General features: G+C 66.4%; 26 protein-coding genes and 1 pseudogene. 13 read left to right on the forward strand and 14 right to left on the reverse strand.

What is annotated here, in order from left to right; translation table 11 throughout:
- Positions 1-37: 37 nt before the first annotated feature.
- On the reverse strand, positions 38-1,006 hold the full coding sequence (locus BHK69_RS25015; protein ID WP_069692474.1) for a tripartite tricarboxylate transporter substrate-binding protein: 969 nt from the start codon (positions 1,004-1,006) through the stop codon (positions 38-40).
- A 185-nt stretch (positions 1,007-1,191) separates the two neighbouring features.
- Positions 1,192-1,896 (reverse strand): GntR family transcriptional regulator, encoded by a 705-nt coding sequence (locus tag BHK69_RS25020; protein WP_069692475.1) that lies wholly within the window; start codon positions 1,894-1,896, stop codon positions 1,192-1,194.
- A gap of 116 nt (positions 1,897-2,012) precedes the next feature.
- On the opposite strand from BHK69_RS25020, the gene BHK69_RS25025 reads away from it, so the two are divergent.
- Positions 2,013-3,089: a tartrate dehydrogenase gene (locus BHK69_RS25025; protein ID WP_069692476.1), complete on the forward strand. Its 1,077-nt coding sequence runs from the start codon at positions 2,013-2,015 to the stop codon at positions 3,087-3,089.
- Positions 3,090-3,256: 167 nt separating this feature from the next.
- Complete coding sequence (gene msrB / locus BHK69_RS25030; RefSeq protein WP_425285529.1) at positions 3,257-3,688, forward strand: peptide-methionine (R)-S-oxide reductase MsrB; 432 nt, start codon at positions 3,257-3,259, stop codon at positions 3,686-3,688.
- A 111-nt stretch (positions 3,689-3,799) separates the two neighbouring features.
- On the opposite strand, the gene BHK69_RS25035 is transcribed toward msrB, so the two are convergent.
- Positions 3,800-5,470 (reverse strand): acyl-CoA dehydrogenase family protein, encoded by a 1,671-nt coding sequence (locus tag BHK69_RS25035; RefSeq protein WP_244548315.1) that lies wholly within the window; start codon positions 5,468-5,470, stop codon positions 3,800-3,802.
- A gap of 121 nt (positions 5,471-5,591) precedes the next feature.
- On the opposite strand from BHK69_RS25035, the gene BHK69_RS25040 reads away from it, so the two are divergent.
- The 6 genes and pseudogenes from BHK69_RS25040 to BHK69_RS25060 all read left to right on the forward strand — a co-directional run bounded on the left by BHK69_RS25040 (position 5,592) and on the right by BHK69_RS25060 (position 10,127).
- Complete coding sequence (locus BHK69_RS25040) at positions 5,592-7,976, forward strand: UvrD-helicase domain-containing protein (protein WP_244548316.1); 2,385 nt, start codon at positions 5,592-5,594, stop codon at positions 7,974-7,976.
- Positions 7,977-8,038: 62 nt separating this feature from the next.
- On the forward strand, positions 8,039-8,623 hold the full coding sequence (locus tag BHK69_RS25045; RefSeq protein WP_069692478.1) for a TetR/AcrR family transcriptional regulator: 585 nt from the start codon (positions 8,039-8,041) through the stop codon (positions 8,621-8,623).
- Positions 8,624-8,753: 130 nt separating this feature from the next.
- Positions 8,754-9,239, forward strand: a complete 486-nt coding sequence (locus tag BHK69_RS25050; protein ID WP_069692479.1) for a hypothetical protein — start codon at positions 8,754-8,756, stop codon at positions 9,237-9,239.
- Positions 9,240-9,316: 77 nt separating this feature from the next.
- Positions 9,317-9,498: pseudogene (locus BHK69_RS33655) on the forward strand (hypothetical protein); the annotation flags it as partial.
- 136 nt (positions 9,499-9,634) lie between these two features.
- Positions 9,635-9,829 (forward strand): type II toxin-antitoxin system HicA family toxin, encoded by a 195-nt coding sequence (locus tag BHK69_RS25055; RefSeq protein ID WP_069692480.1) that lies wholly within the window; start codon positions 9,635-9,637, stop codon positions 9,827-9,829.
- 1 nt (position 9,830) lies between these two features.
- Entirely contained in the window at positions 9,831-10,127 is a 297-nt protein-coding gene (locus tag BHK69_RS25060; RefSeq protein ID WP_069692481.1) for a type II toxin-antitoxin system HicB family antitoxin, read from the forward strand.
- An 18-nt stretch (positions 10,128-10,145) separates the two neighbouring features.
- Here BHK69_RS25060 and BHK69_RS25065 read toward each other — a convergent pair whose 3' ends face one another.
- Positions 10,146-10,541, reverse strand: a complete 396-nt coding sequence (locus BHK69_RS25065; protein ID WP_069692482.1) for a VOC family protein — start codon at positions 10,539-10,541, stop codon at positions 10,146-10,148.
- 84 nt (positions 10,542-10,625) lie between these two features.
- On the reverse strand, positions 10,626-11,015 hold the full coding sequence (locus tag BHK69_RS25070; protein WP_069693943.1) for a winged helix-turn-helix transcriptional regulator: 390 nt from the start codon (positions 11,013-11,015) through the stop codon (positions 10,626-10,628).
- A 148-nt stretch (positions 11,016-11,163) separates the two neighbouring features.
- Here BHK69_RS25070 and BHK69_RS25075 point away from each other — a divergent pair, with 148 nt between their 5' ends.
- Entirely contained in the window at positions 11,164-11,919 is a 756-nt protein-coding gene (locus tag BHK69_RS25075) for an SDR family oxidoreductase (protein ID WP_069692483.1), read from the forward strand.
- 62 nt (positions 11,920-11,981) lie between these two features.
- Positions 11,982-12,929, forward strand: a complete 948-nt coding sequence (locus tag BHK69_RS25080; protein WP_069692484.1) for a 50S ribosomal protein L11 methyltransferase — start codon at positions 11,982-11,984, stop codon at positions 12,927-12,929.
- A gap of 167 nt (positions 12,930-13,096) precedes the next feature.
- Here the strand turns inward: BHK69_RS25080 and BHK69_RS33460 are convergent, their stop codons facing one another.
- Both BHK69_RS33460 and BHK69_RS25085 read right to left on the reverse strand, forming a co-directional pair.
- On the reverse strand, positions 13,097-13,225 hold the full coding sequence (locus BHK69_RS33460) for a hypothetical protein (RefSeq protein WP_280141727.1): 129 nt from the start codon (positions 13,223-13,225) through the stop codon (positions 13,097-13,099).
- A gap of 64 nt (positions 13,226-13,289) precedes the next feature.
- On the reverse strand, positions 13,290-13,520 hold the full coding sequence (locus tag BHK69_RS25085) for a hypothetical protein (RefSeq protein ID WP_069692485.1): 231 nt from the start codon (positions 13,518-13,520) through the stop codon (positions 13,290-13,292).
- A 302-nt stretch (positions 13,521-13,822) separates the two neighbouring features.
- On the opposite strand from BHK69_RS25085, the gene BHK69_RS25090 reads away from it, so the two are divergent.
- Entirely contained in the window at positions 13,823-15,655 is a 1,833-nt protein-coding gene (locus BHK69_RS25090; RefSeq protein ID WP_069693944.1) for an aminopeptidase P family protein, read from the forward strand.
- Between the two features lie 222 nt (positions 15,656-15,877).
- On the opposite strand, the gene BHK69_RS25095 is transcribed toward BHK69_RS25090, so the two are convergent.
- Genes BHK69_RS25095 through BHK69_RS25110 form a run of 4 tightly spaced genes read right to left on the reverse strand, consistent with a single transcriptional unit; the run spans position 15,878 to position 19,040 of the window.
- Entirely contained in the window at positions 15,878-16,177 is a 300-nt protein-coding gene (locus tag BHK69_RS25095) for an AzlD family protein (RefSeq protein WP_069692486.1), read from the reverse strand.
- Positions 16,177-16,887, reverse strand: a complete 711-nt coding sequence (locus tag BHK69_RS25100; RefSeq protein WP_069692487.1) for an AzlC family ABC transporter permease — start codon at positions 16,885-16,887, stop codon at positions 16,177-16,179. Before BHK69_RS25100 ends, BHK69_RS25095 begins: the two co-directional genes overlap by 1 nt.
- A gap of 13 nt (positions 16,888-16,900) precedes the next feature.
- A complete protein-coding gene (locus BHK69_RS25105) occupies positions 16,901-17,764 on the reverse strand; it encodes an AraC family transcriptional regulator (protein ID WP_069692488.1) in 864 nt (287 codons plus the stop codon).
- Positions 17,765-17,822: 58 nt separating this feature from the next.
- Positions 17,823-19,040 (reverse strand): MFS transporter, encoded by a 1,218-nt coding sequence (locus tag BHK69_RS25110; protein WP_069692489.1) that lies wholly within the window; start codon positions 19,038-19,040, stop codon positions 17,823-17,825.
- Between the two features lie 68 nt (positions 19,041-19,108).
- Between BHK69_RS25110 and BHK69_RS25115 the strand changes: the two genes are divergently transcribed.
- Positions 19,109-20,146, forward strand: a complete 1,038-nt coding sequence (locus tag BHK69_RS25115; RefSeq protein WP_083269664.1) for an AraC family transcriptional regulator — start codon at positions 19,109-19,111, stop codon at positions 20,144-20,146.
- A gap of 142 nt (positions 20,147-20,288) precedes the next feature.
- Here the strand turns inward: BHK69_RS25115 and ligA are convergent, their stop codons facing one another.
- Positions 20,289-22,439, reverse strand: a complete 2,151-nt coding sequence (gene ligA / locus BHK69_RS25120) for an NAD-dependent DNA ligase LigA (protein ID WP_069692490.1) — start codon at positions 22,437-22,439, stop codon at positions 20,289-20,291.
- A gap of 278 nt (positions 22,440-22,717) precedes the next feature.
- Here ligA and BHK69_RS25125 point away from each other — a divergent pair, with 278 nt between their 5' ends.
- A complete protein-coding gene (locus BHK69_RS25125) occupies positions 22,718-23,527 on the forward strand; it encodes a DUF2189 domain-containing protein (protein WP_244548317.1) in 810 nt (269 codons plus the stop codon).
- A gap of 72 nt (positions 23,528-23,599) precedes the next feature.
- On the opposite strand, the gene BHK69_RS25130 is transcribed toward BHK69_RS25125, so the two are convergent.
- Positions 23,600-24,802 carry an alpha/beta hydrolase gene (locus BHK69_RS25130; protein ID WP_148663583.1) on the reverse strand — a complete coding sequence of 401 codons (1,203 nt, stop codon included), beginning with the start codon at positions 24,800-24,802 and terminating at the stop codon, positions 23,600-23,602.
- Complete coding sequence (locus BHK69_RS25135; RefSeq protein ID WP_158516271.1) at positions 24,799-25,590, reverse strand: TetR family transcriptional regulator; 792 nt, start codon at positions 25,588-25,590, stop codon at positions 24,799-24,801. The genes BHK69_RS25130 and BHK69_RS25135 overlap by 4 nt, the downstream gene beginning before the upstream one ends.
- Between the last annotated feature and the right edge of the window lie 14 nt (positions 25,591-25,604).

Here is a 25,604-nt window from a genome sequence, read left to right on the forward strand (position 1 = left end):
GACTAGAGGAGTCGCGTGACGGTTGGGTGACGAGCCTCTACTGCGCGGTGACGCCGGCCGCCTTGATCACCGGCGTCCATTTGTCGACCTCGGCGCGGACATGGGCACCGAGCGCAGCCGAGCTCCGCCCGGCCTCGTCTGGAATCTCGCAGCCAAGCTCAAGCAGCCGGGCGCGCACGCCTGCATCCGCCAGCGCCGCGCGGCCGGCAGCGTTCAGCTTGTCGACGATCTCGCGCGGCGTTTCCTTCGGTGCGAAGATCGCATTCCAGCCGACGGCCTGGAATTCGGGCAGGCCGCCCTCCGCACTCGTCGGTACGTCCTTGGCGACTTCCAGCCGCTTCGGCGTCGCCACCACATAGGCCTTGAGATTGGTGAGCTGCGGCACGATCCCGACTGTCTGGTCGCAGACGTAATCGAGTTGCTTGGCGAGCAATGCATTCATCGCCGGGCCGGAGCCGCGGAACGGCACCTGCTGCACAGGCGCCTTGATCAGATGATGGAAATAGACGCAGGTCAGATGCGAGGTCGAGCCGATACCGCCATGCCCGTAATTGTATTTGTCCGGATTGGCCTTCAGCAGCGCGACGAACTCCTGCAGCGTATTGGCCGGAAAGTCCTTATGCGCCGCGATCAGCATCGGCGTGCCGGCCGTGTTGATCACCGGAGCGAAATCGGTGCGCGGATCATAAGCAAGATTGGGATAGAGCCCGACCGAGGCCGAATGCGTGCCGAGATTGCCCATCATGATGGTGTAGCCATCGGGCGTGGCGCGCGCGACGCGCAGCGAGCCCGTCGTGCCACCGGCACCCGCGACATTCTCGATGATGACCGATTGCCCCAGCGTGCGGCCCATATGATCGCCGACGATACGGGCGATGATGTCGGTCGGGCCACCTGCCGCGAAGGGCACGATCATCGTGATCGAACGCGAGGGATAGGCTTGGCCGAGCGCAGGCGCAGCGGCAAGCGAGAATGCGGCCAAGGCGGCCAGGAGCAGGCGTCGCATGGATGTCCTCCCAGGTTGGTTTTTTTGCCGCGTTCGTCGCGGTCTTCAGGTCTGATGCGGTGGTCCAGAGCTTTTTCGAGCGAAGCGGCCTCCGGGTCGCGTCAAGAAAACGCGTTGAAACAAAGAGCTAGCGTCGAGAGCAGGATCGATGCGAAAAACCGGTTCCCACTTTTTCGCATCCAGCTCTAGAGATGGCGCAGGCCGATGCTCTCGATCAGCGGCAGCAATTCGTCGCGCGCCCTGACGCGGTGCTGGCGGGCCGCCTCGCGGGCGGCCTCAGATGCGCCGTCGCGAATGGCGTCGATGGTGGCGCGGTGCTCCTCAGTCGAAATCGGCAGGCGCGGACGCAAACGCAAAGTCAGCATGCGGGCGCGATGCGACTGGTCGTTCACCGTCTGGATGATGCGGATGAACCGGCTGTTGCCGCAGCGTTCGACCAGGATGCGGTGGAAGGCCTCATCGGCTCGCCCCCAATCGGCGAGGTCGCCTGCGTCCAGCGCTCGCGCCATGGCGTCGGTCTCGCGCGCCAGATCCTGCGCCATCAGCAGCCGCTCGGCCTCCGGAAGCCTGGCCGCGAGCTCAGCCGCGCTCGCCTCGATCGCGATCAACACCTCGTAGATCTCGCGGAGATCGTCGGGCGCCAGCGCGCAGATCAGGATGCCGCGCTTCGGGACGATGCGGACAAGCCCCTCCTCCTGGAGCCTGAGCGCCGCCTCATGCACCGGCGTGCGGCTGACGCCGAGGCGCAAGGCCAGTTCGCCGGCCGAAGCCTGGTAGCCCGGCGCGAAAACACTCTCGCGAATGGCCTGTTTCAGCGCGGCATAAGCGCTGTCGACGAGGCTCGGCGCCCGGTCATTCGCCTGATCGATCGCCTTCAAGCCAGCCTGCATTCCGCCCTCCGATCCTGGTAGCGTAACATCTTCCATGGAATCTGCAATGTAATATTGACTCGCAGGCTGCTTGAGCTGCAAAGACATGCAGCTCACATCGGACCGGAGGCAGCCTCATGAAGACCTACAGGATCGCGGCGATCCCCGGAGACGGTATTGGCGTCGAGGTCATCGCGGCCGGCGTCGAGGTGCTGCAGGCCCTGGCCGGGCGCGACGGCTCCTTCGACTTCGCATTCGACCATTTCGACTGGGGCTCGGATTACTACAAGCGCACCGGGCTGATGATGCCGGACGATGGCCGCGAGCAGATCAAGGGCCATGACGCGATCTTCTTCGGCGCGGTCGGCGCGCCCGATGTGCCCGACCATGTCACGCTCTGGGGGCTGAGGCTCGCGATCTGCCAACCCTTCGACCAATACGCCAATGTCCGGCCGACCCGCGTGCTGCCCGGCATCACTTCGCCGTTGCGCTCGGTATCCGGCCCGGAACTCGACTGGGTGATCGTGCGCGAAAATTCGGAGGGCGAATATGCCGGCGTCGGCGGGCGCGTGCACAAGGGTTTCCCGGAGGAGGTCGCAACCGATGTCTCGATGATGACGCGCTCGGGCGTCGCCCGCATCATCCGCTATGCCTTTCGCCTCGCCCGGTCCCGGCCGCGCAAGCTGCTCACCGTCGTCACCAAATCGAACGCCCAGCGCCACGCCATGGTGATGTGGGATGAGATCGCCGCCGAGGTCGCGGCCGAGTTTCCCGATGTAACCTGGGACAAGATGCTGGTCGACGCCATGACCATGCGCATGGTGATCAAGCCGCAGAGCATCGACACCATTGTCGCGACCAACCTGCACGCCGACATTCTGTCGGATTTGGCCGCCGCGCTCGCCGGCTCGCTCGGCATCGCGCCGACCGCCAACCTCAACCCCGAGCGGGCCTTCCCCTCGATGTTCGAGCCGATCCATGGTTCGGCCTTCGACATCGCAGGCAAAGGTATCGCAAACCCGATCGGCACCTTCTGGACCGCAACGATGATGCTCGACCATCTCGGCGAGCCGGCCGCCTCGGCGAGGCTGATGCGCGCGATCGAGCGCGTCACGGCCGATGCGAGCTTCCACACGCCAGATCTCGGCGGCAAGGCGACGACGCGGCAGGTCACCGACGCGGTCATCGCCGCGATCGCCGGCGACAACGCCTGAGGTCCCGGGGCGGCCGGCCAGGAACGGCGGCCGGGAACGACGACATCGTGACCATGTTTGAGGTCGCGCCCGGCTGAATTCCGCGCCACAATCGCCATATTGGTCGTCGAACGAGTATGGGGCGATGGATCGACCCTCGCGACGAAAGGAAGACGGATATGGGTCTGATGAGCATGTTCGGCAGCGAGACGACGCAGACCGAGACCTTCGAGGTCACGCTGACCGACGCCGAATGGCGGGCGAAGCTCAGCCCCGAACAGTACCGCGTGCTGCGCGGCCATGGCACCGAGCGCGCCGGCTCCTGCGCCCTGAACTACGAGAAGCGCGCCGGAACCTTCATCTGCGCCGGTTGCGGCAACCCGCTGTTCAAGGCCGGCACCAAATTCGAGAGCGGCACCGGCTGGCCGAGCTTCGACCAGCCGCTCGAAGGCGCGGTCGGCACGACCGAGGATGGCAGCTTCATGATGACGCGCACCGAGGTGCATTGCGCCCGCTGCGGCGGCCATCTCGGCCATGTCTTCCCCGACGGCCCGCCGCCGACGGGCCTGCGCTACTGCATGAACGGCGTGGCGATGGATTTCGTGCCGGCTGAGGCTTAGCGCGCTCAGCCGTCATGGTCGGGCTTGTCCCGACCATCCACGTCTTCGCTGATCGAGGCGCGTGTTCAAGACGTGGATGCTCGCCACAAGGGCGAGCATGACGGGACAATGTCACCCCAGCGCCGGCACCGCCCGCCGCGCCAGCGCCGCTGCATCCACACCGGTCGGCAGATCGCCGAAATGCCCGGACCAGCCGCCATCCAGCCGGCTGGCGACGAAGGCGTCGGCAACTTCATGCGACGCATGGCGCAGCAGCAGCGAGGCTTGCAGCAACAGCGCCAATCGCTCGACCAGCCGCCGCGCCTGGCCTTCCTGCCGGACGAGTTCGGGCAGCGCGCTGTCCAGCGCGGCGAGCGACGCGTCATAACGGCGGTCGGCGCCCTTGGCGGCGCGCAATTCGTCCTGCAGTGCCGGCAGCGCACCTGGCTCCCGTTCCAGTGAGCGCAGCACATCGAGACAGATGACGTTGCCCGAACCCTCCCAGATCGAGTTCAGCGGCGCCTCGCGATAATGCCGCGCCATCGCATGCTCCTCGATGAAGCCGTTGCCGCCATGGCATTCCAGCGCCTCGACGAGAACGGCCGGCGTGCGCTTCGCAACCCAGTATTTCGCGATTGGCGCGCCGATCCGCGCGAGCAACCGCTCGCTCTCCGAAGTCTCCTGCCGGTCCACCGCTGCAAACAGCCGAAAGGCGAGCCAGGCCGCAGCCTCGGCCTCGATGGCGAGATCGCCGAGGACGTTCTGCATGATCGGCTGGTCGATCAGCGCCCGCTGGAAAGCGTGCCGGTGCGCGCAGTGATGCGCGGCCTGCGCCACCGCCTGCCGCATCAGCCCGGCGGAGGCGGCGGCAATGTCGAGCCGCGTGTTGTGGTTCATCGCAAGCCCGGTCCGCAGACCCCGCCCCGGCTCGCCGAGCATATGCCCGATCGCGCCGCGAAATTCGATTTCCGAGGAAGCGTTGGAGCGGTTGCCGCATTTCTCCTTGAGCCGCAGGATCGCGATGCCGTTGCGCTCGCCCGATGGCAGCCAACCCGCCACGACAAAGCAGGAGACGCCCTCAGCGGTGCGCGCCAGCGTCAGGAAGACGTCGGAATGGGGGACGGAAAAGAACCATTTCTGTCCGAACAGCGAATGCGTGCCGTCGCCATTGTCCCTGGCGACCGTCTGCGTCTGCCGCAGATCCGAGCCGCCTTGCGTCTCCGTCATCGCCATGCCGACGGTCGCGCCGGTCTTGGTCGGGCCAGTCTTGGTCGCGGCCGGCCCCTGCCGGCTGTCATAGGCGTTGGAGGTGATGAGCGCGCCCCATTCCGCCCAGCGCGCCGCATCCTGCTTCAGGATCGGGATCGCCGAATAGGTCATGCTGATCGGGCAGCAGACCCCGCTTTCCGCGCCGTACCAGAGATATTGCAGCGCCGCGCGCGCGACTTGCGCGCCCGGCCCCGGCCGGTTCCAGCACAAGGCATGCGTCTCCTGGCCGATGGTCAAGCCCATCAACTCGTGCCAGGCCGGATGGAAGGCGATCTGGTCGATGCGATTGCCGAAGCGGTCATGCGTGTGCGCCTCCGGCGTGAAACGGTTGGCGAGCCGCGCCAGTTCCTGCACCCGGGCGGAGCCGACGCAGCGCCCGCTCTCATGCAGGCGGTCCCTGGCCCAATCCGCGGCAAAAGCCGATATCGCCACCTGCAACACCGGATCGGCCGCGAAGGCGTCGTAGTCGGCCAAGGGCGGGGCCTGGTTCGTGACCTCATAGGTGGAATAGCGGGGCGCAGTGTCCATGGTCATCGGCACGCATCCTGACAACGGATTCGACGGTGCATTCAACGCCCATCCGTCTTGTCCAGCAATCCGCCGCACAACACCCTATATTGACGCCAGAACGAATCACGATCGAGCGCTGCGCACCTTGTCCGACCACAACGCCACCTCCGCCCCCTTGCCTCGCCCCGGCGGCCTCGCCGCGCGGGCCGCAGCTGCACCTGCGGCCGGCTATCTCGCTGGCCTGAATCCGGAGCAGCGCCTCGCCGTCGAGGCGACGGACGGCCCTGTTCTCGTGCTGGCCGGCGCCGGCACCGGCAAGACGCGCGTGCTGACCACGCGCATCGCCCATCTCATCGCGACCAATCGCGCCTACCCCTCGCAGATCCTGTCGGTGACCTTCACCAACAAGGCGGCGCGCGAGATGAAGGAGCGTATCGCCCATCTCGTCGGCTCGGTCGCCGAAGGCATGCCGTGGCTCGGCACCTTCCACTCGATCTCGGCCAAGCTGCTGCGCCGCCATGCCGAACTGCTCGGGCTGCGCTCGGACTTCACCATCCTCGACACCGACGACCAGATCCGCCTGATGAAGCAGGTGATCGCGGCCGCCGATATCGACGAGAAGCGCTGGCCAGGCCGCATGCTGGCGGGCTTCATCGATAGCTGGAAGAATCGCGGCCTCGCGCCCAAGGATGTCCCGCCCGGCGAGGCCGCGGTCTTCGCCAATGGCAAGGGCGGCGCGCTCTACCACGCCTATCAGGAGCGCTTGAAGACGCTGAACGCCGTCGATTTCGGCGACCTCTTGCTGCACTGCCTGACGCTGTTTCGCGACAATCCCGACGTGCTCGCAACCTATCACGAGCGCTTCCGCTACATCCTGGTCGACGAGTATCAGGACACCAACACGGCCCAATACCTCTGGCTGCGGCTGCTTGCCCAGGGCCGGCGCAACATCGCCTGCGTCGGCGACGACGACCAGTCGATCTATGGCTGGCGCGGCGCCGAGGTCGACAACATCCTGCGCTTCGAGCACGACTTTCCCGGCGCCACGGTCGTCCGGCTGGAGCGCAATTACCGCTCGACCGGGCATATCCTCGCCACCGCCTCCAAGCTGATCGCCCGCAATGAGGGCCGGCTCGGCAAGACGCTGCGGACCGAGGATGTCGAGGGCGAGAAGGTCACCATCACCGGCGCCTGGGACAGCCAGGAAGAAGCCAGGCTGATCGGCGACGAGATCGAGAGCCTGCAGCGCAACGGCCATAACCTCTCCGAGATCGCGATCCTGGTGCGCATCTCGGCGCAGATGCGCGAGATCGAGGACCGTTTCGTCCATCTCGGCCTGCCTTATCGCGTCATCGGCGGCCCGCGCTTCTATGAGCGCGCCGAAATCCGCGACGCCATGGCCTATCTGCGCTGCGTCGTCTCGCCGACCGACGACCTCGCCTTCGAGCGCATCGTCAATGTGCCCAAGCGAGGGCTCGGCGACGCCACCATCCAGATCCTGCACAACCACGCCCGCGCATCCCAGGTCTCGCTGCTGCAATCGGCCCGCATGGTGGTCGAGAGCGACGAATTGAAGCCCAAGGCCAGAACCGCCTTGCGCGAACTGGTCGAGGCCTTCGGCCGCTGGTCGGCCAGGGCCGAGCACATGCCCCAGGGCGAGCTCGCCGAGCTCGTGCTGGAGGAAGCGGGCTATACCGAGATGTGGCAGAAGGACCGCTCGGCCGATGCCGCCGGCCGGCTCGAAAACCTCAAGGAACTCGTCCGTTCGCTCGACGAATTCCCCGATCTGCCGGCCTTCCTCGAACACGTCTCGCTGGTGATGGACGCCGATTCCGGCGAGACCGCCGAGCGCGTCTCGATCATGACGCTGCACGGCGCCAAGGGGCTCGAGTTCGACACCGTCTTCTTGCCCGGTTGGGAGGAAGGCCTCTTCCCCAACCAGCGCGCGCTCGACGAGAGCGGCCGCGCCGGGCTGGAAGAAGAACGCCGCCTCGCCCATGTCGGCCTGACCCGGGCCCGCAAGCGGCTCAAACTCTATTTCGCCTCGAACCGCCGCATCCACGGCCTCTGGCAATCCAGCCTACCCAGCCGCTTCATCGACGAATTGCCGGAAGAGCATGTCGAGGTCGTCCAGGCCGCCTCCAATTACAGCCAGGGCGGCTACGGCGCCTCGCGCTTCGACCGCATGGAGAGCTTCGGCTCGAGCTACAACACGCCGGGCTGGCAGCGCGCCCAGGAGAACAAGGCCAAGGCCGGCTCGGGCGGCGGCTCGGGCTTCTCCGACAGTGGCGGACGCGGCTTCGGCCAAAGCAGCTTCGGCGCCGGCCGGCAGCGCGGCCCGATGCTGATCGAAGGCGAGCTCACCGCCAAATCGACCGGCTCATCGGCCTACGACCCTGGTGCCCGCGTCTTCCACGTCAAATTCGGCCCCGGCTCCGTTGCCAGCGTCGACGGCAACAAGCTGACCGTCGATTTCGACAAGGCTGGGCGAAAGATGGTGCTGGATAGTTTTGTGCAGAAGGCGGGGTGAAGCCCTGTGCGACGGGCATCGCTACCTTGACGGCCTACCTACCAGTAGGTATATGAGCGGGTATGGCCGGCCCCTCGACAACCTCTGATGAAATCCTGCGCTGCGCTCGCTCGCTCTTGATCGAGGGCGGCTATAACGGCTTCAGCTACGCCGACATCGCAAAGGTCGTCGGCATTAGAAACGCGAGCATTCACCACCATTTTCCCAGCAAATCCGACCTCGTGCGCACGCTCATTGCGCGATATCGGGAAGAGGCCGAGGCTGGAATTGCCCATCTGGAACGCCAGTTCCCCAATTCTGCCGATCAGCTGCGCGCCTATGTGAGCTATTGGCAAGCCTGCATCGCCGACGCCAGCGCCCCGTTCTGCGTCTGCGCTCTGCTGGCAAGCCAGATCCCGGTCCTTCCGGAGGATGTCATCCTGGAGGTGCGCACCCATTTCAGGAGGCTCTCCGCCTGGCTGACCTCGGTTCTCGAACGCGGCGCGCGGCAAGGCGACTTGCGTTTGACCGGTACGGCCAAGGCCGAAGCGGAAGCTTTCATGGCCAGCGTCCACGGCGCGATGCTCTCGGCTCGCGCCTATGGCGATCCCAAGATCTTCGGGGTCATCACCCACCCGCTCCTGGAGCGCCTCGCCACCCAACACTGAAGCGGTCTCCCCGGAAGGGGGCGAGCCAGGCCGCAATACCTACCAACTGGTAGATAGCCAATCCCCGACGATCCGGCGCTGTCTCGTTGCAGCGCGCGGGCAAGCTCCCCCCGATGAAAGGGCACTTCTCATGTTTGGCATTTCTGCGCTCGGCTGGGTGCACACGCTGGGCAGTCTGCCAGCCATTCCGGCAGCGGCATACATGTTCGCGATTCATGGCCGGATCATACCTCGCTCGAAGGCGGGCGCCGTCTATTTCGTCTCGATGCTGATCGGTGGCGCGACGACCGTCCTCGTCGCACATGCGCCGGTCAGCTACGGCATCGGGGCAGCGACGCTGCTACTGCTCGTCACGGGCTACGCTATCGGCCGATTGCCGGCTCCGGGGCGCGCCGCGATCTATGTCGAGACCATTGCACTGAGCCTCACCGCATTCCTGCTCATGGTGCCCACTGCAACCGAAATCCTGCGCCGCGTCCCCGATGGGCACCCTCTCGTCACTGACCTGCATTCGCCGCTGCTTCTCGGAGTCCAGGCGAGCATTCTTGCTGCACTCGTCATCGGATTGACCGCGCAGATCATCTATCTTCGCAAAACCGGCAAGGCCGCCGTCTGAGCTCCGCATGATCGGGCAGCGCCCGACAGTGGCTGACGCTGCTTCGGCTCAGGCGATTTCGGCGCCGGCAGCAGCGCGGCCCGAGGCCGATCAAAGGCGGACTCACCGCCAAATCAACCGCCTCATCGGCCCATGACGCCAGCGCCCGCGTCTTCCACGTCAAATTCGGCCCGGCTCCGCCGCCAGCGTCGACAGCAGCAAGCTGACGGTGGATTTCGACAAGGCCGGGCGGAAAATGGGGCTGGATAGCTTTGTGTAGAAGGCGGGCTAATTCTTTGATCCGTTGTGAGGGGACGGCGGCCTCTCATCGCAGGAACAAATAGGGATCAAAAAATACCAACTGTTTCGCTCCATAAGGATTGAGGCTAGATGCGATTCAGCAGGTTTCAAGCTCAATGCTCAACAACAGCAGCGACATCATTTGCCGCCTCGAACGCGAGGGTTGGGAATGCGTCCGTGTCGCCGGCTCGCATCATGTCTTCAAAAAGCCCGGCATCCGTGACACTATCGTCGTGCCGCATCCGAAGAAGAGTTTCGGACCCGGCCTCGTGTTGAAGATCTACAAGCAGGCAGGCTGGCCGCGCGACTGACATGACCCACTACGTCGCCATCATCGAGGATGCGGGCCCCGACCAGGCCGTCGGCGTCTGGTTCCCCGACCTGCCCGGCTGCTTCTCGGCCGGCGACACGCTTGATGAAGCCTTGACGAACGCGCCCGAGGCTGTCGCGCTCTGGTTCGAAGACCTAGAGGGGGAAGGCCGCGCCATTCCTCGCGCCCGCACCCCGAGCGAATTGAAAGCCGATCCCGAGGTCTCAACCGACATGGCGAACCATGTGATCGCGTTGATTCCTGCCCCCGGCCGCGCGCTTCAACCAGCAGCAGAATAGGCAGCAGGGCAGCGGCGGCTACGCCTGCGCCTCATGGCAGCAGACGCAAAGCTTGTTGCCGCCGGGATCGCGAAAATACGCCCCGTAATAATTGGCGTGATAATGCGGCCTCAGGCCCGGCTGCCCCTCGCAGGTCCCGCCATGCGCCAGGGCTGCGGCATGGCAGCGATCGACGATCGCGCGGCTTTGCGCCAGCAGGGCGATCATCTGGCCGTTGCCCGGATCGGCCGCCGCGCCATTGAAGGGCGTTGCGAGGAAGACATACGGGCGCGGCGCATCGCGCGGCTGCCAGGCCGCCAGGGGCTTGGCGCGATCGCAGAACCAGAGCTTGTGGCCGAGCGCCTCGAACAGCGCCGCATGGAAGCGAAAGCCCCGCTCGAAATCATTTGTGCTCAAGACGATATGCGACAGCACGGCCCACCTCGCTCCTGCACCCGGCTCCGAACGTCAGCCTAGCGCAGGCCACCTAGCCTCGGAACCACCCGGTCACACATCGCCTCACCGCCCCTCCCGCGCCTTGAACGCCGCCCGCGCCGCCTCCACCTGCGCGTAATAGGTCTCGGCCCAGACCCAGACCCCGCAGAACGCCGCCGTCAGCTCGCGGCCGAGTTCGGTCTGCGTGTAGTCGACATGCGGCGGGATCACCGGATGGACCTTGCGCGTGATCAGCCCGTCGCATTCCATCTGGCGCACCGTCTTGGTCAGCATCTTCTGGCTGATGCCGCCGACGATCCGGCCGATCTGGGTGAAGCGCAGTGTGCCGTGCTCCTCCAGCGCCTCCAGGATCAGCATCGTCCATTTGTCCGCGACCTGGGCGATCACGTCGCGCACCAGCGCCTCGACCCCCGGGCTGACCTCGGGATGGAAGAAGCCGCCCTGCTCCTGCATGGCCGCGACCGCGTCGCGTATCGTCCGCATCCGACACTCTCCTTTTGGTGCCTATAGAACTTCTGGGTGCCTTCTTTCGTTTGGAGAGCATCGCGCCTAGCTCTTGTCCGCGCAACCACGAAAGGCGCAATCGCGAAAGGACTTGGCGATGAACATCACAGGCAACACCATCCTCATCACCGGCGGCGGCTCGGGCATCGGCCGCGCACTCGCCGAGGCTCTCCACGCCAAGGGTAATCAGGTCATCATCTCCGGCCGCCGCGAGCGATTGCTCGACGAGGTCACCGCGGCCAATCCGGGCATGGAGTCGATCGTGCTCGACATCCAGGACAAGGCGGACATAGCGGCCTTCGCACGTGACGCCGTCGCGCGCTTCCCCGCGCTGAACGTCGTCATCAACAATGCCGGCATCATGAAGGACGAGGACGTCACCGCGACGGAAGACCACCTCGCCATCGCCGAAGAGACCATCGTCACCAACCTGCTCGGGCCGATCCGGCTGACCGCAGCCCTGCTGCCGCATCTGCTGAGGCAGCCGCAATCGACCCTGATGACCGTGAGCTCGGGATTGGCATTCGTGCCCATGGTGGTGACTCCGACCTACAGCGCCACCAAGGCCGCGATACATTCCTATTCGATGGCGCTGCGGGCGCAGATTGCGGGCACCTCGACCCAAGTCATCGAGCTTGCCCCGCCTTACGTCCAGACCGAGCTGCGCGGGCCCGAACAGGCGGTCGATCCGATGGCGATGCCGCTGGCTGATTTCATCGCCGAGGTCATGACGATCCTGGAAACGCAAGCCGACGCCCACGAAGTTATCGTCGAGCGCTGCAAGCCGCTGCGCTTCGCCGCCGAGAACGGCAATCTCGCCGGTGTCTTCGCCATGCTGAACGGCCTGCATTGAGACGAGAGGCTCCGCGCGCCGCGCCGCATGACAAGCGGCGCGCGGGCTGCTATCGCGCTGCCATGCGTGAAGGTCTCCTGCCATCGACGGTCGCGACCGTCCTCGAACTCTCCACCAGCGGCGAGAAGGCGCGCGCGCTGACGGAACTCCTGGGCGAGGTCTTCGACCCCACTGAGACCGCGATCTCCGCCTTCGAGATCGAAAGCGGCGTCACCACGCTCTCGCTGAACGCGCCCTGGAAGGTCGAGATCTATTTCGCCACCCACCCGGACGAAGACGCCGTGCGCGACATGCTGCGGCCGATCGTCGGCGACGTCATCGACAGCACACCCTTCACGACCGTGAACCAGCAGGATTGGGTCGCGGCCAGTCTCGACGGCCTCAAACCCGTGCGCGCGGGCCGCGTCCTCGTCCATGGTGAGCATGATCGCGACGCGGTGCGCATCAACGATGTCGGCATCGAGATTCCAGCCGCTCTCGCCTTCGGCACCGGCCATCACGGCACCACGGCGGGCTGCCTCTTGGCGCTCGACGCCGAACTGAAGCAGCGCCGGCCGCGCAACGCCATCGATGTCGGCACCGGCACCGGGATCCTAGCGCTCGCGCTGGCCAAGCAGATCAAGCGCAAGGTCGTCGCCGGCGATATCGACCTCGTCGCGGTCGAGGTCGCCGCGCATAATGCCCGCGTCAACCACGCCCCGCACGGGCTCGACCTCTACGTCGCGCCAGGCCTGCGCCATGCCAAGGCGAACCGGCCGGGCCATTTCGACCTCGTCTTCGCCAATATCCTGGCCGGACCGCTGAAGCGCCTGGCGCCTTCGATCGCCCGGGCCCTCTCGACTGACGGCACGGTGATCCTGTCGGGCCTGCTGGCGATGGATGTCGCCGGCGTCGTCTCGACCTACCGGCATCAGGGGCTCTATCTCGCCCGACAGTCGCTGCGCGAGGGCTGGGCGACGCTGGTCATGAAAAAAGGCGGCGCAGCACCCAGGCCACGCCGCCTTCGATAGATCAGGCAAACCCTATCAAAGACCCGGAACGTCCGGGGCGCGATCCTTCGCCAGGCTGAGTCGCATGGCGTGGCGTTCGAGAACCGGAGCGGAGCGGACTTTTGTCCGTGAGCACCGGAAGCGCAGAACGCCGCGTCAGGCGGCCAGCATCGCGAAGGAGCGCGGGCTCAGAAGCCCATATGGCCGTATTTGGCTTCCGCCTCAGCCTGCATCGAGCGGGCATCGTGCCAGACCGCGGCGGTGAACTTGGCCGTGTCGATGGCCCACTCATAGACGTGCTTGACGATGGCGATCATGATCGTTGTCCAATGTTGCGCAGCACGGCGCGAGGCCGGCGCGTGAGATCAGGGATTGCTGGGATCAGCGATTGAATGGCAGCTTGGCGTCGTTGCTAAGAGCGGTCTGCGGGAAACCGCCCAGAACGATCTCGGCCTCGTTGATCAGGTAGGAACGCGCACGCAGCTCACGGGCGGCGGAACGACGGCGGCTCTCGATCAGCGCCGCAAAGAGCCGCTGCCAGAAGCTTGGGCTGCTCGGAGCGGCAGCCTCGGAAGCGGGCAGAACGGCGGTGTTGTTCATCACATAGGTCACAGGTCCATCTCCTCATTCAAACGAAGGACAGTCCCGGTCGCTTCCTCGTTCTCTTATGCTACCAAAATGGGCCTTCTTCGCACTTGCGAAAAGGGGATTTCGCAGATGCGAGATATGCACAGAATGCATGCACTTGGCCTTGTTTCGTTAACGATCGCGTTTTTCGCATAACAAAGAGGCAACAAGCTCAATCGCGAGGCCGCCGCGGCCTGCGGAGAAAGCACAGCCGAATGCCGCTTTTGCGCTGGCTTTCGCAGGCTCGAGTCGCGACCATGGCCGAAACCACCGCTTCCGGACCCGCCATGACCGAATCGCCCGCCGCCTGCCGCTTCCAGTCCTTCTCGGAACCGAGCGATCCCTCCCAGGTCGCCCCCAGGGTCGCCGCTCTACGCGGCGCGCTCGCGGCACAAGGGCTGGACGGCTTCATCATCCCGCGCGCCGACGAGCATCAGGGCGAGTACGTCCCGGCGCATATGGCCCGCCTCGCCTGGCTGACGGGCTTCACCGGCTCGGCCGGCAACGCCATCGTGCTGGCCGACAAGGCGGCGCTGATCGTTGATGGTCGCTACACGATCCAGTCGGCCGAGCAGACCGACACCGCCATCATCACGCCGACGAAGCTGGAGGAGATGCCGCTGGAGCGCTGGATCGAGGCGAACCTGTCGGCAGGCGGCAAGCTCGGCTACGATCCCTGGCTCCACACCGTCGACGGCGTCATCAAGCTGGAGAAGGCGGTCGCGGCGGCAGGCGGCACGCTGGTCGCGCTCAAGGCGAACCCGATCGACGCGCTCTGGAGCGACCGCCCTGCCCCACCCGCTGCTCCGGTCAAGGCGCATCGCGCCGATTTCGCCGGGGAGAGCACGGCAAGCAAGCTCGCCCGCATCCAGGAGGCGCTCACCAAGGCCAAGGTCGACGCACTCGTGGTCTCGGACCCCCACGCGCTGGCCTGGACCTTCAACATCCGCGGCGGCGATGTCGAGCACACCCCGCTGCCGCTGGGCTACGCTATCGTGCCGCGCGAGGGCCGGCCGACCGTCTTCCTGGCGCCGGAAAAGGTGACGAACGAGGCCGGCGACGCCATCGGCGCCGTCGGCGAGATCGCCGCTCCGGCAAAGTTGCAGACGCAACTCGAAGCCCTGGGAGCAGCCAAGGCCAAGGTCCGGCTCGACTCGGCAACCGCAGCCTCCGCGCTCGCGACGCTGATCGCCAAGGCCGGCGGCACGCCCGATGCCGGCGCGGACCCGATCGCACTGATGAAGGCGCGCAAGAACGAGGCGGAGCTGAAAGGCGCGCGCGACGCCCATCTGCGCGACGGCGCGGCGATCGTGCGCTACCTCGCATGGCTTTCGCGCGAGGCGCCCAAGGGCGGTTTGACCGAGATCGACGCCGTCGCCGCGCTCGAAGCCGAGCGCATGAAGACCGGACTGCTCAAGGATGTCTCCTTCACCACGATCGCCGGCGCCGGCCCCAATGCCGCCCTGCCGCATTACCGCGTCAGCGAGGCCAGCAACCGCAAGATCGAGCCCGGCATCCTGCTGGTCGATTCCGGCGGGCAATATGAGGACGGCACCACCGACATCACCCGCACCATGGCCGTGGGCGAGCCTACCGACGAGATGCGCGACCGCTACACCCGCGTGCTCAAGGGCCATCTCGCAATCTCGCGCGTCGTCTTCGTCAAGGGCACCTCGGGCGCGCAGCTCGATGCGCTGGCCCGCTTGCCGCTCTGGCAGGCCGGGCTCGATTTCGACCATGGCACCGGCCATGGCGTCGGCAGCTATCTCTCGGTGCATGAGGGGCCGCAGCGCCTCTCCAAGCTCGGCACCACGCCATTGGAGCCGGGCATGATCCTCTCCAACGAGCCCGGCTACTACAAGCAGGGCGAATACGGCATCCGCATCGAGAACCTGATCGTGGTCGAGGAGCGCGTCATTCCTGGCGGCGACCGCACGATCTACGGCTTCGAGACCATCACTTGGGCGCCCTATGAGCGCGCACTGATCGATGTGAAGCTGCTCGACGCCGGCGAGATCGCCTGGATCGACGCCTATCACGCAAAAATCTGGAGCAAGCTCGCCCCGCTGGTCGAGGGTGAGGCGAAGGCCTGGCTGGAGCAGGCGTGCTTGCCGCTATGAGGGCCGGCCTTCTCTTCTCCCCTCCGGGGGAGAAGGTGGCAGCGCGAAGCGCTGACGGATGAGGGAAGCACCTCATCCCAAACAAGAAAAAGGACCGCTAGCGCGGTCCTTCCCTCATCCGTCAGCTACGCAGACACCTTCTCCCACCTATCTCGGGCTTGCCCGAGATAGGCAACCCAAGTGTCAAAGTCGGCAACAGCCGACTTTGATTGGGAGAAGGATTCAAACCACCGCCCTGAGCCCCACCACCGCAATCACTCCGACCGCCACCACGGCCAGGAAGGGCAGCCGGGTCGCAGCCAGCGCCGTTACGGCAGCCGCAGCCGTCTCGGGCCAGCCGGTTGCGAGCGCGCTCGGCGCGATCACAGCAATCAGGACGGCCGGCGGAATCGCATCGAAAGCGGCCTGTGCGCGCGGCGACAGGTCGAACCGCCCGGCCAGCGCCAGCCCTGCTACCCGTGTCGCATAGGTCACCACAGCCATTCCGAGGATGGCGAGAAGGTTGAGCGTGTCGAGCGCCATCATGCCGCCTCCTCGGTCGCGACGACCGCGTCGCTGCCGGCCGAGAGCCACGCAGCCGCAAGCCCGCAAAGCGCGCCGGCCAGCACATGCCAGGGCGGCCCGGCCAGGCGATAGGTCAGGGCCGAGGCGATGCCGGAGGCCGCCACGGTCCAGGCTGTGACGCGCCCCTTCCAGAAGGCGGCGGTCAGCGCGATGAAGATGGCGGTGAAGGCGAAATCCGCACCGAAGCGCCGTGGATCCCCCAGCGCCGGGCCGACCACGGCCCCGAGCGTCGTCATCATCAGCCAGCAGCCGACGAAGGGCACGATCATGCCGAACCAGTATCCCGGCGTCAGCGGCTGCGTGCGCGCCCGCTTTTCGGCCAGCGCCCAGTTCTCATCGGCCATATAGGCCAGGCCGAGCCATTTCTGCCATGGCGCGAAGCCATCGAGCTTCGGCACCAGCGAGGTGCCCATCAGCACATGGCGGGCATTGATCAGGAGCGTCGAGAAGATCAGCGCCGCGACCGGTGCCGGCGTCGCCCAGAGCTCGACGGCGGCGAATTGCGCCCCGCCGGCGAAGACGAGCGCGCTCATCAGGAAAACCTCGAGCGGCGACAGGCCCTTGCCCGCTGCGAGCGCGCCGAACAGCAAGGCGAAGGGCGCAGCCGCCAGCATGGCCGGCCAGATGTCGGAAAAGCCCGTGCGGGCGTCGTCGAGAGCTGATGACATGGGGCGCCGAAGGTCAGGAGAGATGGGCGGAGCGCAGGACGCCGGGCGTCACGCCATAGCGCGCCTTGAAGGCTCGGGTCAGATGGGCCTGGTCGCAGAAGCCGGTCGCGGCTGCGACATCGCCCGGCGTCTCGCCGCGGCGCAGTCGGTCGCGGGCGCGCCGGACGCGGATATCGATCAGCCAGGCATGGGGCGTGAGCCCGGTTTCGCGCCGGAAGGCTCGGATCAGGTGATGACGCGGCAGCCGCGCGGCTTGGGCGAGCTCCGCGAGCGAGAGATCCTCGCCATGGCGCGCCTCGATCAGCGCCTTGACGGCCGCGACCGGACCCGTCTCCTGCCCGACGGAGCACACCGCGAGATTGGCGTGGTGGCCGAGGAAATGGGCATAGGCGCGCACCAGCCCCTCCTCGCCGGCGAGCGCATCCGCGCCCTCCTCCAGCAATCGGTGCGCCGCGCTGAACAGCGCCGCCCCGACGGGATCATGCACCACGGGCTCGCGGAAGAACGGCGTACCGATGCCGTCATGCCCCGTCAGCGAGGCGGCCAGTTCCTGCATCAGCCCGATCGTCGGATAGCTCATCCGGTAGCGGTAGCCGCCCTCGCTCGGCGCACCGTCATGGACGTCGAGCGGGTGGTTCATCACGATGTCGCCCGCCCCGGCATAAAGCTTGCGGCCGCGCGCATGCCAGACCTCGCAACCGGTCTCGATCGTCCCGATCGCATAGGTGTCGTGCGCATGTGGCGCATAGGCATGGGTGCGGAAGGTCGCGGCGAGGAATTCGAGTGCGCCAAAGCGCGGCGCGGTGAAGAGGTGCGCCCTCTCCTCCGCCCGCAGCGGCGATGCCGACAAGGCCTGTCCCTGGCTGATCAGTTCCATGGGCCGAGTTTAGACCGGAACCGCGCCGCCCTGTCTTGAAGAAAAGTGATGAAGCCGATCAGCTCGGCTTCACCTCGCCACGCCCGGCGAAGGCGACGAGAAGCGCCCCCGCCAGGGTCGCCAGGGCGCAATAGCCGGTCGCGCCGGTGGCGCCGAAATGGTCGACCAGAACCCCACCAAGGACGGCCCCGCTGGCGATCGCGACCTGGAAGGCCGCAACCAGCAACCCGCCCACGGCTTCCGCCTGGTCCGGAGCGACGCGCACCATCCAAGTCTGGAGGCCGACAGGCAGCGCACCGAAAGCGAAGCCCCAGAGCGCAACGGCCCCGGCCGCGACCCAGAAACTGCCGCCGAAGGCCACGAGCGCCGCCGCCGTCGCTGCAGCGAGCAGGGCGCCGAAGATCACCGCGGCAGGTGCGCTGCGCTCGACGATCGCGGCGCCTACAAAATTGCCGAAGAAGCCGCCGATTCCATAGGCCAGGAGCACAAGCGAGATCGTCTCGACCGAAAGCCGCGGCACCTGCTCGAGGAAGGGGCGGACATAGGTGAAGCCGGCGAAATGGCCCGAGATCACGATGAGCACCGTCGCCAGGACGAGCCGGACATTGCTGCGCCGCAGCAGTGCAAACAGCGTCCCGAGCTGCGCCGCCGCCAGCGGCGGCAGGCGCGGCATGGTGACGAGTTGGGCGATGAAGGCCAGGATTCCGACCACCGCTCCGATCGCGAAGACTGAGCGCCAGCCGAGCAGGTCGCCGAGATAGGCGCCGACCGGCGCGGCGCTGACCGTCGCGAAGGAAACGCCGGTAAAGATGATCGACATGGCGCGCGGCAATGCGCGCTCCGGCACCAGCCGCATCGCGGTTGCCGCCATCATCGACCAGAAGCCGCCGAGCCCGATGCCGAGCAGCACCCGCGCCGCCAGCAGCGTGGCGAGGCCGTCGGAGAGTGCGGCGAGGATGTTGGACAGCACCAGCAGGACGGTGAAGCCCCAGATCACGAGGCGGCGGTCGAGCCCGCGCGTCAGGATCGAGGTGAAGAGCGCGGCGAAGATGGCGACCACGGCGGTCGCGGTCACGGTCTGTCCGGCAGCACCGTCCGAAACGCCGATATCCGCCGCCATCGGCGTCAGCAGGCTGGCGGGCAGGAATTCGGCCGTGACCAAGCCGAAAACGCCGAGGGTGAGCGAGAAGATCGCGGCCCAGGCCGGGCTTTGCTCATCGGCATCGGCCGGGGAATCGAATGGCAGGGTTGCGACGGCAGTGGCGGATTCGGACATGGCTGTCTCCAAAGGGTTGCCGCAAGATGGGCGTGACTGCCTGGAGCTTCCATGCTAGTTTATCCATAATGCTTGACCATTCGTCCAAAATTGCTGCGCCTGCGAACGATCCGCTGACCGAGATGCTGCGGGGTCTGCGGCTCGATGGCGTCGAATATGGCCGCTGCCAGATGGCGGCGCCCTGGGCCATCGCCGTTCCCGCCCAGAAAGCCGCGCGCTTCTATTACATCGGCAAGCGCGGCTGCTGGCTGCTGACGCCCGCGAAGGAATGGATCGAATTGCGTGACGGCGATGCGCTGCTGTTCCCGCGCGGCGCTGAGCATGTGCTCGCCAGCGCGCCGGATGTCGCGGCCTTTCCGCTGGGAAGCTGCCAGGTCGAGAAGGTCTGCGGCAACATCTTCGATCTCAAGGGCGGCGGGGACGGCGAGGCCACCCTGCTTTTCAGCGGCAGCATGACCTTCAATGTCGACAGCGCCCATCCCCTGCTGCGGATGATGCCCGAGCTGATGCGCATGTGCGATCTGGCGACGAGCGAATCGGGCATCCCGCATCTCCTGGAGGCGATGGCCCGCGAAGTGGCGATGGACAGGGTCGGCGCCGGCGGCATCCTGGCGCGACTCGCCGATGTGCTGGCGGCCAGCATCATCCGCTCCTGGGTCGAGAGCGGCTGCGGCGACGCCACGGGCTGGATCGCAGCGGCGCGCTGCCCCGATGTCGGCAAGGTGCTGGCGGCGATCCATCTCGACCCGGAGCGCGACTGGACGGTCGCTTCGCTGGCCAGGCTGATGGGCGCCTCGCGCTCCGCCTTCGCCGAGCGCTTCGCCAGCGTCGTCGGCGAGACGCCGGCCCGCTATGTCGCGCAGATGCGGATGCATCAGGCCCGGCAATGGCTCGCCGGCGACAAGCTCAAGATCTCGGTCGTGGCCCGGCGTCTCGGCTATGAATCGGAAGCCTCCTTCAGCCGCGCCTTCAAGCGCGTCATCGGCACGGCGCCGAGCCACGTCCGGGCAGACGATGCAAATGGACAGAACGGCGCGGCGCGGCCAAGCGCGGGCCATCGAGCGCAGGGGGACCGGCACGCGGTCCAAAGCAAGCAGCCCAATTGATTGGAGCCCTTTCCATCCGGCTTGAACCGTCATTGCGAGGAGCGTCAGCGACGAAGCAATCCAGGAGGGCTCGCTCTACGCCCCCTGGATTGCTTCGCTGCGCTCGCAATGACGGCGTGGTTCACCGCTAAGACAACAGGCCCTACCGCCCCACCAGCTCGAACCAGCCGGCCTCGTCGATCACCTGCACGCCATGCTTGGTGGCGTCCTTGAGCTTCGAGCCGGCGCCCGGCCCTGCGACCAGGAGATCCGTCTTCGAGGAGACAGAGCCCGCGACCTTGGCGCCGAGCCGCTCAGCCATCGCCTTGGCCTCGTCGCGGGTCATCTGCTCCAGCGCGCCGGTGAAGACGACGATCTTGCCCACGACCGGGCTGACCGAGGCGACCGCCTCCAGCGGCTGCGGCACGACCTGCACCAAAAGCCGGTCGAGCAGCTCCTCATTATGCGCCTCGGCGAAGAACTGCATCAGCGCCTCGACCACGGTCGGCCCGACACCGTCGATCGCGTCAAGTTCCTGGCGCTCGGGTGAAACCGGATCGACTGCTGCGATGCCGGCCGCGCGCAAGGCCTCGAACGAGCCGTAATGCCGCGCCAAAAGCCGGGCATTGGTCTCGCCGATATGGCGGATGCCGAGCCCGAAGATGAAGCGGTTGAGCGGCGGCTGGCGCCTGTCCTCGATCGCGGCGAACAGCTTGGCGACGCTCTGGCTGCCAAAACCTTCCTTGTCCCTGAGCTTCTTGAAATTCGCGGCGTCGCGCTGCGCCAGCGTGAAGATGTCGGCCGGCTCCTTCACCGGCAGGTCGGGATCGGCATGGAAGAACTCGATCTGCTTGTCGCCGAGCCCGTCAATGTCGAGCGCATCGCGCGAGACGAAGTGCTTCAGACGCTCCACCGCCTGGGCCGGACAGATCAGCCCGCCGGTGCAGCGGCGCACCGCATCCTCCTTGCCGCTGCGCGGGTTCATCTCCCGGGTCGCATGGCTGCCGCAGGCCGGGCACAGCGTCGGGAAGGTATAGGGCTGCGAATCCGCCGGCCGCTTGGCGAGGTCGACCGACTGGACGCGCGGAATGACGTCGCCCGCGCGCTTCACCGTCACCGTATCGCCGACGCGGATATCGGAGCCGTCGCGGATCGGCAGGCCCTTGGAATCGAAGCCGCGGATATAGTCCTCATTGTGCAGCGTCGCGTTGGAGACAACGACGCCACCGACCGTGACCGGCCTGAGCTTGGCGACGGGGCTGAGCGCGCCGGTGCGCCCGACCTGGATCTCGATCGCCTCCAGCACCGTGGTCGCAAGCTCGGCCGGAAATTTATGCGCGATCGCCCAACGCGGCGCGCGCGCGACGAAGCCGAGCCGCGTCTGCAGGGCAAGCTCGTCGACCTTGTAGACCACGCCGTCGATATCGTAGCCGAGCGTGGCCCGCTGGCTCTCGATCAACCGGTAGCGTTCCAGCAAGTCCTCGACGCTCTCGCAGCGCTTCATCAGCGGGTTGGTGCGAAAACCCCAGCGCTTGAAGGCCTCGACCACGCCGAATTGGGTCTGCGCCGGCAAGACCGGCATCTCACCCCAGGCATAGGCGAAGAAGCGCAAGGGCCGTGCCGCGGTGATCGAAACATCGAGCTGGCGCAGCGAGCCCGCCGCCGCATTGCGCGGATTGGCGAACTCCGGAAGTCCCTTATCGCGCTGGCGTTCGTTGATGCCGGCGAAATCGGCATGGCCGAGATAGACTTCGCCGCGCACCTCGGCGATCTCAGGCACATCATCGCCTGACAGCACATGCGGGATTTCGGAGATCGTGCGGGCGTTCAGCGTGACGTCCTCGCCCTCCTCCCCATCGCCGCGCGTCGCGGCGGAGACCAGCGCGCCCTTCTCGTAGCGCAGCGAGAGCGAGAGCCCGTCGATCTTGGGCTCCGCCGTGAAGGCGATGCCACCCTCCTCCTTGCGGCCGAGGAAGCTGCGCACGCGCTGCACGAAATCGGCGACGTCTTCGTCGGTGAAGGCGTTGCCGAGCGAGAGCATCGGCACGCGGTGCCGAATCTTGGCGAATTTCCCCGAAGGCTTGGCGCCGACCTTGTCGCTGACGGAACCGGCGTCCTTCAGGACAGGGAACGCCTCCTCCAGCGCGACGAGCCGGCGGCGCTTGGCGTCATAGCTCGCATCGTCGAGGATCGGCTGGTCGTCCTGGAAATAGGCGCTATCGGCAGCCGCGATCTCGGCGGCGAGCAGCTTGTGCTCCGCCCTAGCCTGGCGCTGCGTCAACTCCGCGACGGGAATGGCTTGGGATTCGCTCATGGCCCTTCATTAGGCGAGATGCCTGTGACGAGAAAGGGCAGGAGCCGGCGCGGCCGGGAGCATCGGCCCGAAAAGTGGGAACCGGTTTTCGGAACAAGCCGGTGCAAGATCAAAACCCTACAACGTCCCACTTTCGTGTTTGGCAGGCATGCGACAAAACGCCCATTCGCGCGTATAATGCCCGCGCTGGGAATTGGAAGCTCGACGCCTGCAGGCCGTTGACCCAAGGATGGCGTCGATTGCCGCAAGCGAACCGGGCCAGAACCGGGAGATACGCCATGGCAAACCTCGACGGCACGATGCCCGATGCCGGTACGCGCCTCGCGGCGCAACACGCCGAACCGAAGATCAACATCATCACCACCCGCGACCTTCGTGACGCGCTCTTGCGCGGCTGGGAGGATTTCAAGGCGCAGCCGAGCCACGTCGTCTTCATCGCGCTGATCTATCCGGTCGCCGGCGTGATGCTCGCGCAGCTCACCGTGACCTACAACATCTTCCCACTGCTCTTCCCGCTGCTCGGCGGCTTCGCCTTGCTCGGCCCCTTCGCCGCGATCGGCCTCTACGAGATCAGCCGCAGGCGCGAGCTCGGCATGGATTCCTCCTGGAACCATGCCTTCGGCATCCTGAGATCGCGCTCGATCGGCCAGATCGCCCTGCTCGGCGCTATGCTGACCGGTCTCTTCATCGCCTGGCTGTTTGCCGCCTGGTTCATCTATCGCGGCCTGCTCGACCTGCCGGCCGACGTCTCGACGCCGGACTTCCTGCGCGCGGTCTTCACCACCTTCAACGGCTGGGTGATGATCATCGTCGGCAATTCGCTCGGCCTGCTCTTCGCCATCATCGCCTTCTCGATCTCGGTGGTGTCCTTTCCGCTGATCATCGACCGGCATGTCGAGGCCGCTACCGCGATCAAGACCTCGATCGCCGCCGTCGAGGCCAATCCGCGCGTGATGATGTATTGGGGGCTGATGGTCACCGGGCTTCTGGTGCTCGGCTGCCTGCCCGTGCTCGTCGGCCTGGTCGTGGTCATGCCGGTGCTCGGCCACGCGACCTGGCACCTCTACCGCAAGGTCGTGGAGGCTTGAGCGGCTAGCTTTCCGTCCCGGTCGCGCGCTGACAGCGATGCCTGCCAGCGCGAGCGGCCTCGGGAGCGCGCTTCAATAGTCCAGCGTCTTACGGCCTGGCGCGCTCGCCGCTTCGATGCGCTGCAGGAACTCGCTGCGGTTGGCCCGGCTCAGGACGGCGACAGGGGCGGTGACCGCCGCCCCGGCGACGCGCGCGCCTCCCAGCGCCGCCATGCCGACCTGGTCGGCCAGGCTGGCCTCGCCACCCGCCAGCGACTGGCCGGACAGGCGCTGCCCCAGCACCCGCACCATCTCGGGGCTGTCGGCGAAGGTGTTGTGAGCCAGCGGATCGCCGGCCTTCACGTCCGAAGTGTCGATGATCGAGATGCCGAGCGTGGCAAGCTCGGCCGTATAGGGGCGCATATCGGCGGCGCCGACACGCTCGACATCTCCCGAGAGCCAGCGCGACAGGGCCAGCGCACGATCGTTGCGGGAGGAGAAGATCGTGAAATGCGGCCGCTTCGGGCCCATTTCGATGATCTGGCGGCGGAACACGTCGACATCGATATCAGGCGAGGCGAGCACGACGTTTCGGATCTTCGCGGAAATGCCCTTATCGCGCAGCGCCATGCCGCGCAGCGCTTCGGTGGCGAGCCAGCTTCCCATCGAATGGGCCAGGATCGTCACCTCGCCGACATCGGGGCTCTTGGCAGCCTCCCGCAGCATCTCCTCGAGCGCGAAGCGCGAATAATTCGTGCTCTCCTTGTCGTAGACATAGTCGAACACGCTGGCTCGCGACGGCCAGGTGAACAGGACCGGAGTGGCGTCGATGCCCGCGTCATGGGAGATCTGGGCGAAGCGATAGACGGCGTCGGGATAGGTATTGTTGAAGCCGTGCACGAAGACGAGCAAGCGGCGCTTGGGGCCGCGATGGTGCCGGTACCAGTCCATGGCTGCGTTGGTCGACAGCACCGGCTTGACCTGGAGCGTGACGAAATCGGTCTGCGGATTGCCCGGCGACCTGCCGGGCCACTGGATTTCCCCGACCTTGCGATGGCTGTCGGGCGGGATGGAGACCACGATATTCGTCAATGAGATCGCCGTCGCCCGCTCGCCGGTGAAGAGCTCGCCCGGGTCGCTCGCCGGCTTGCGCGTCGTGGCGACGAGCATGTCGACCCGGCTCGCGCCAGGCGCGGAGGCTGCGACCGGCTCGAGGATTTTCGACGGCTGCGTCGCGCAGGCGCCCAGAAGCAGGCAGAGCGCGAGCGCCAGGCGGTTGGAAGAGCCCATCATCATGCTGCCCGCTCTGCGACCGGCATGTCCCGTCCCGGCATCGTCAAGGATGTCAGGAAAGCGCGGACGACCTCCGCTCCCTCCGGGACGAGCGCGAGCTCGACCTCCTCCATCAGCCACTCTGTGATCAGACCATCCAACATCGCGTAGAGCGCGAGCGCGGCGGAGCGCGCCGTCCAGGGCCGCGCCAGGGTATCGCTGCGCTGCGCAGCCTCGCATATGTCCATCAGGGACGAGCGAATCTGCTGGCGGAAATAGCGCATGTTGCCGACATCGTCCGGCGACCCGTTGACATCGATCACCTTAAGCAGCGCGAGGAGGCGCTTTTTCGCGGCATCGCCTTGAAGCTCGGCGAAGGTCGCCGCAGCCAGATCGCCGAAAGCCTCAAGCGGCGCGAGCGCCGCATCCGCCGTCAGGCTCCGCGCAAGCTGCTGCATCGGCAGGATCATCTCGTCCCGGATCGCGAAGAGCAGTCCAAGCTTGTTGTGGAAATGGAAGTGCACGGCTCCGCGCGAGACGCCGGCGGCGGCAGCGATCTCGTCCAGCGAACAAGTCTCATAACCGCGCTGAAGGAACAGCGCTTCAGCCGCCTGCAGGATTGTCTGCCGTGTCTCCGCGGCCTGCTCTTTGGTTCTTCGCACGGGATGCGCCTCTCGCTTCGCGCAGCTTCTATATACAAACGGACCGTCTGTATATGCACCCAACGCCGTCATTGCGAGCGCAGCGAAGCAATCCAGGAGGTCTCGCTCTACGCTTCTGGATTGCTTCGCTGCGCTCGCAATGACGTTCAAGCCGCACGGAAAAT

The organism is Bosea vaviloviae (genome assembly GCF_001741865.1).
GTDB lineage: Bacteria > Pseudomonadota > Alphaproteobacteria > Rhizobiales > Beijerinckiaceae > Allobosea > Allobosea vaviloviae.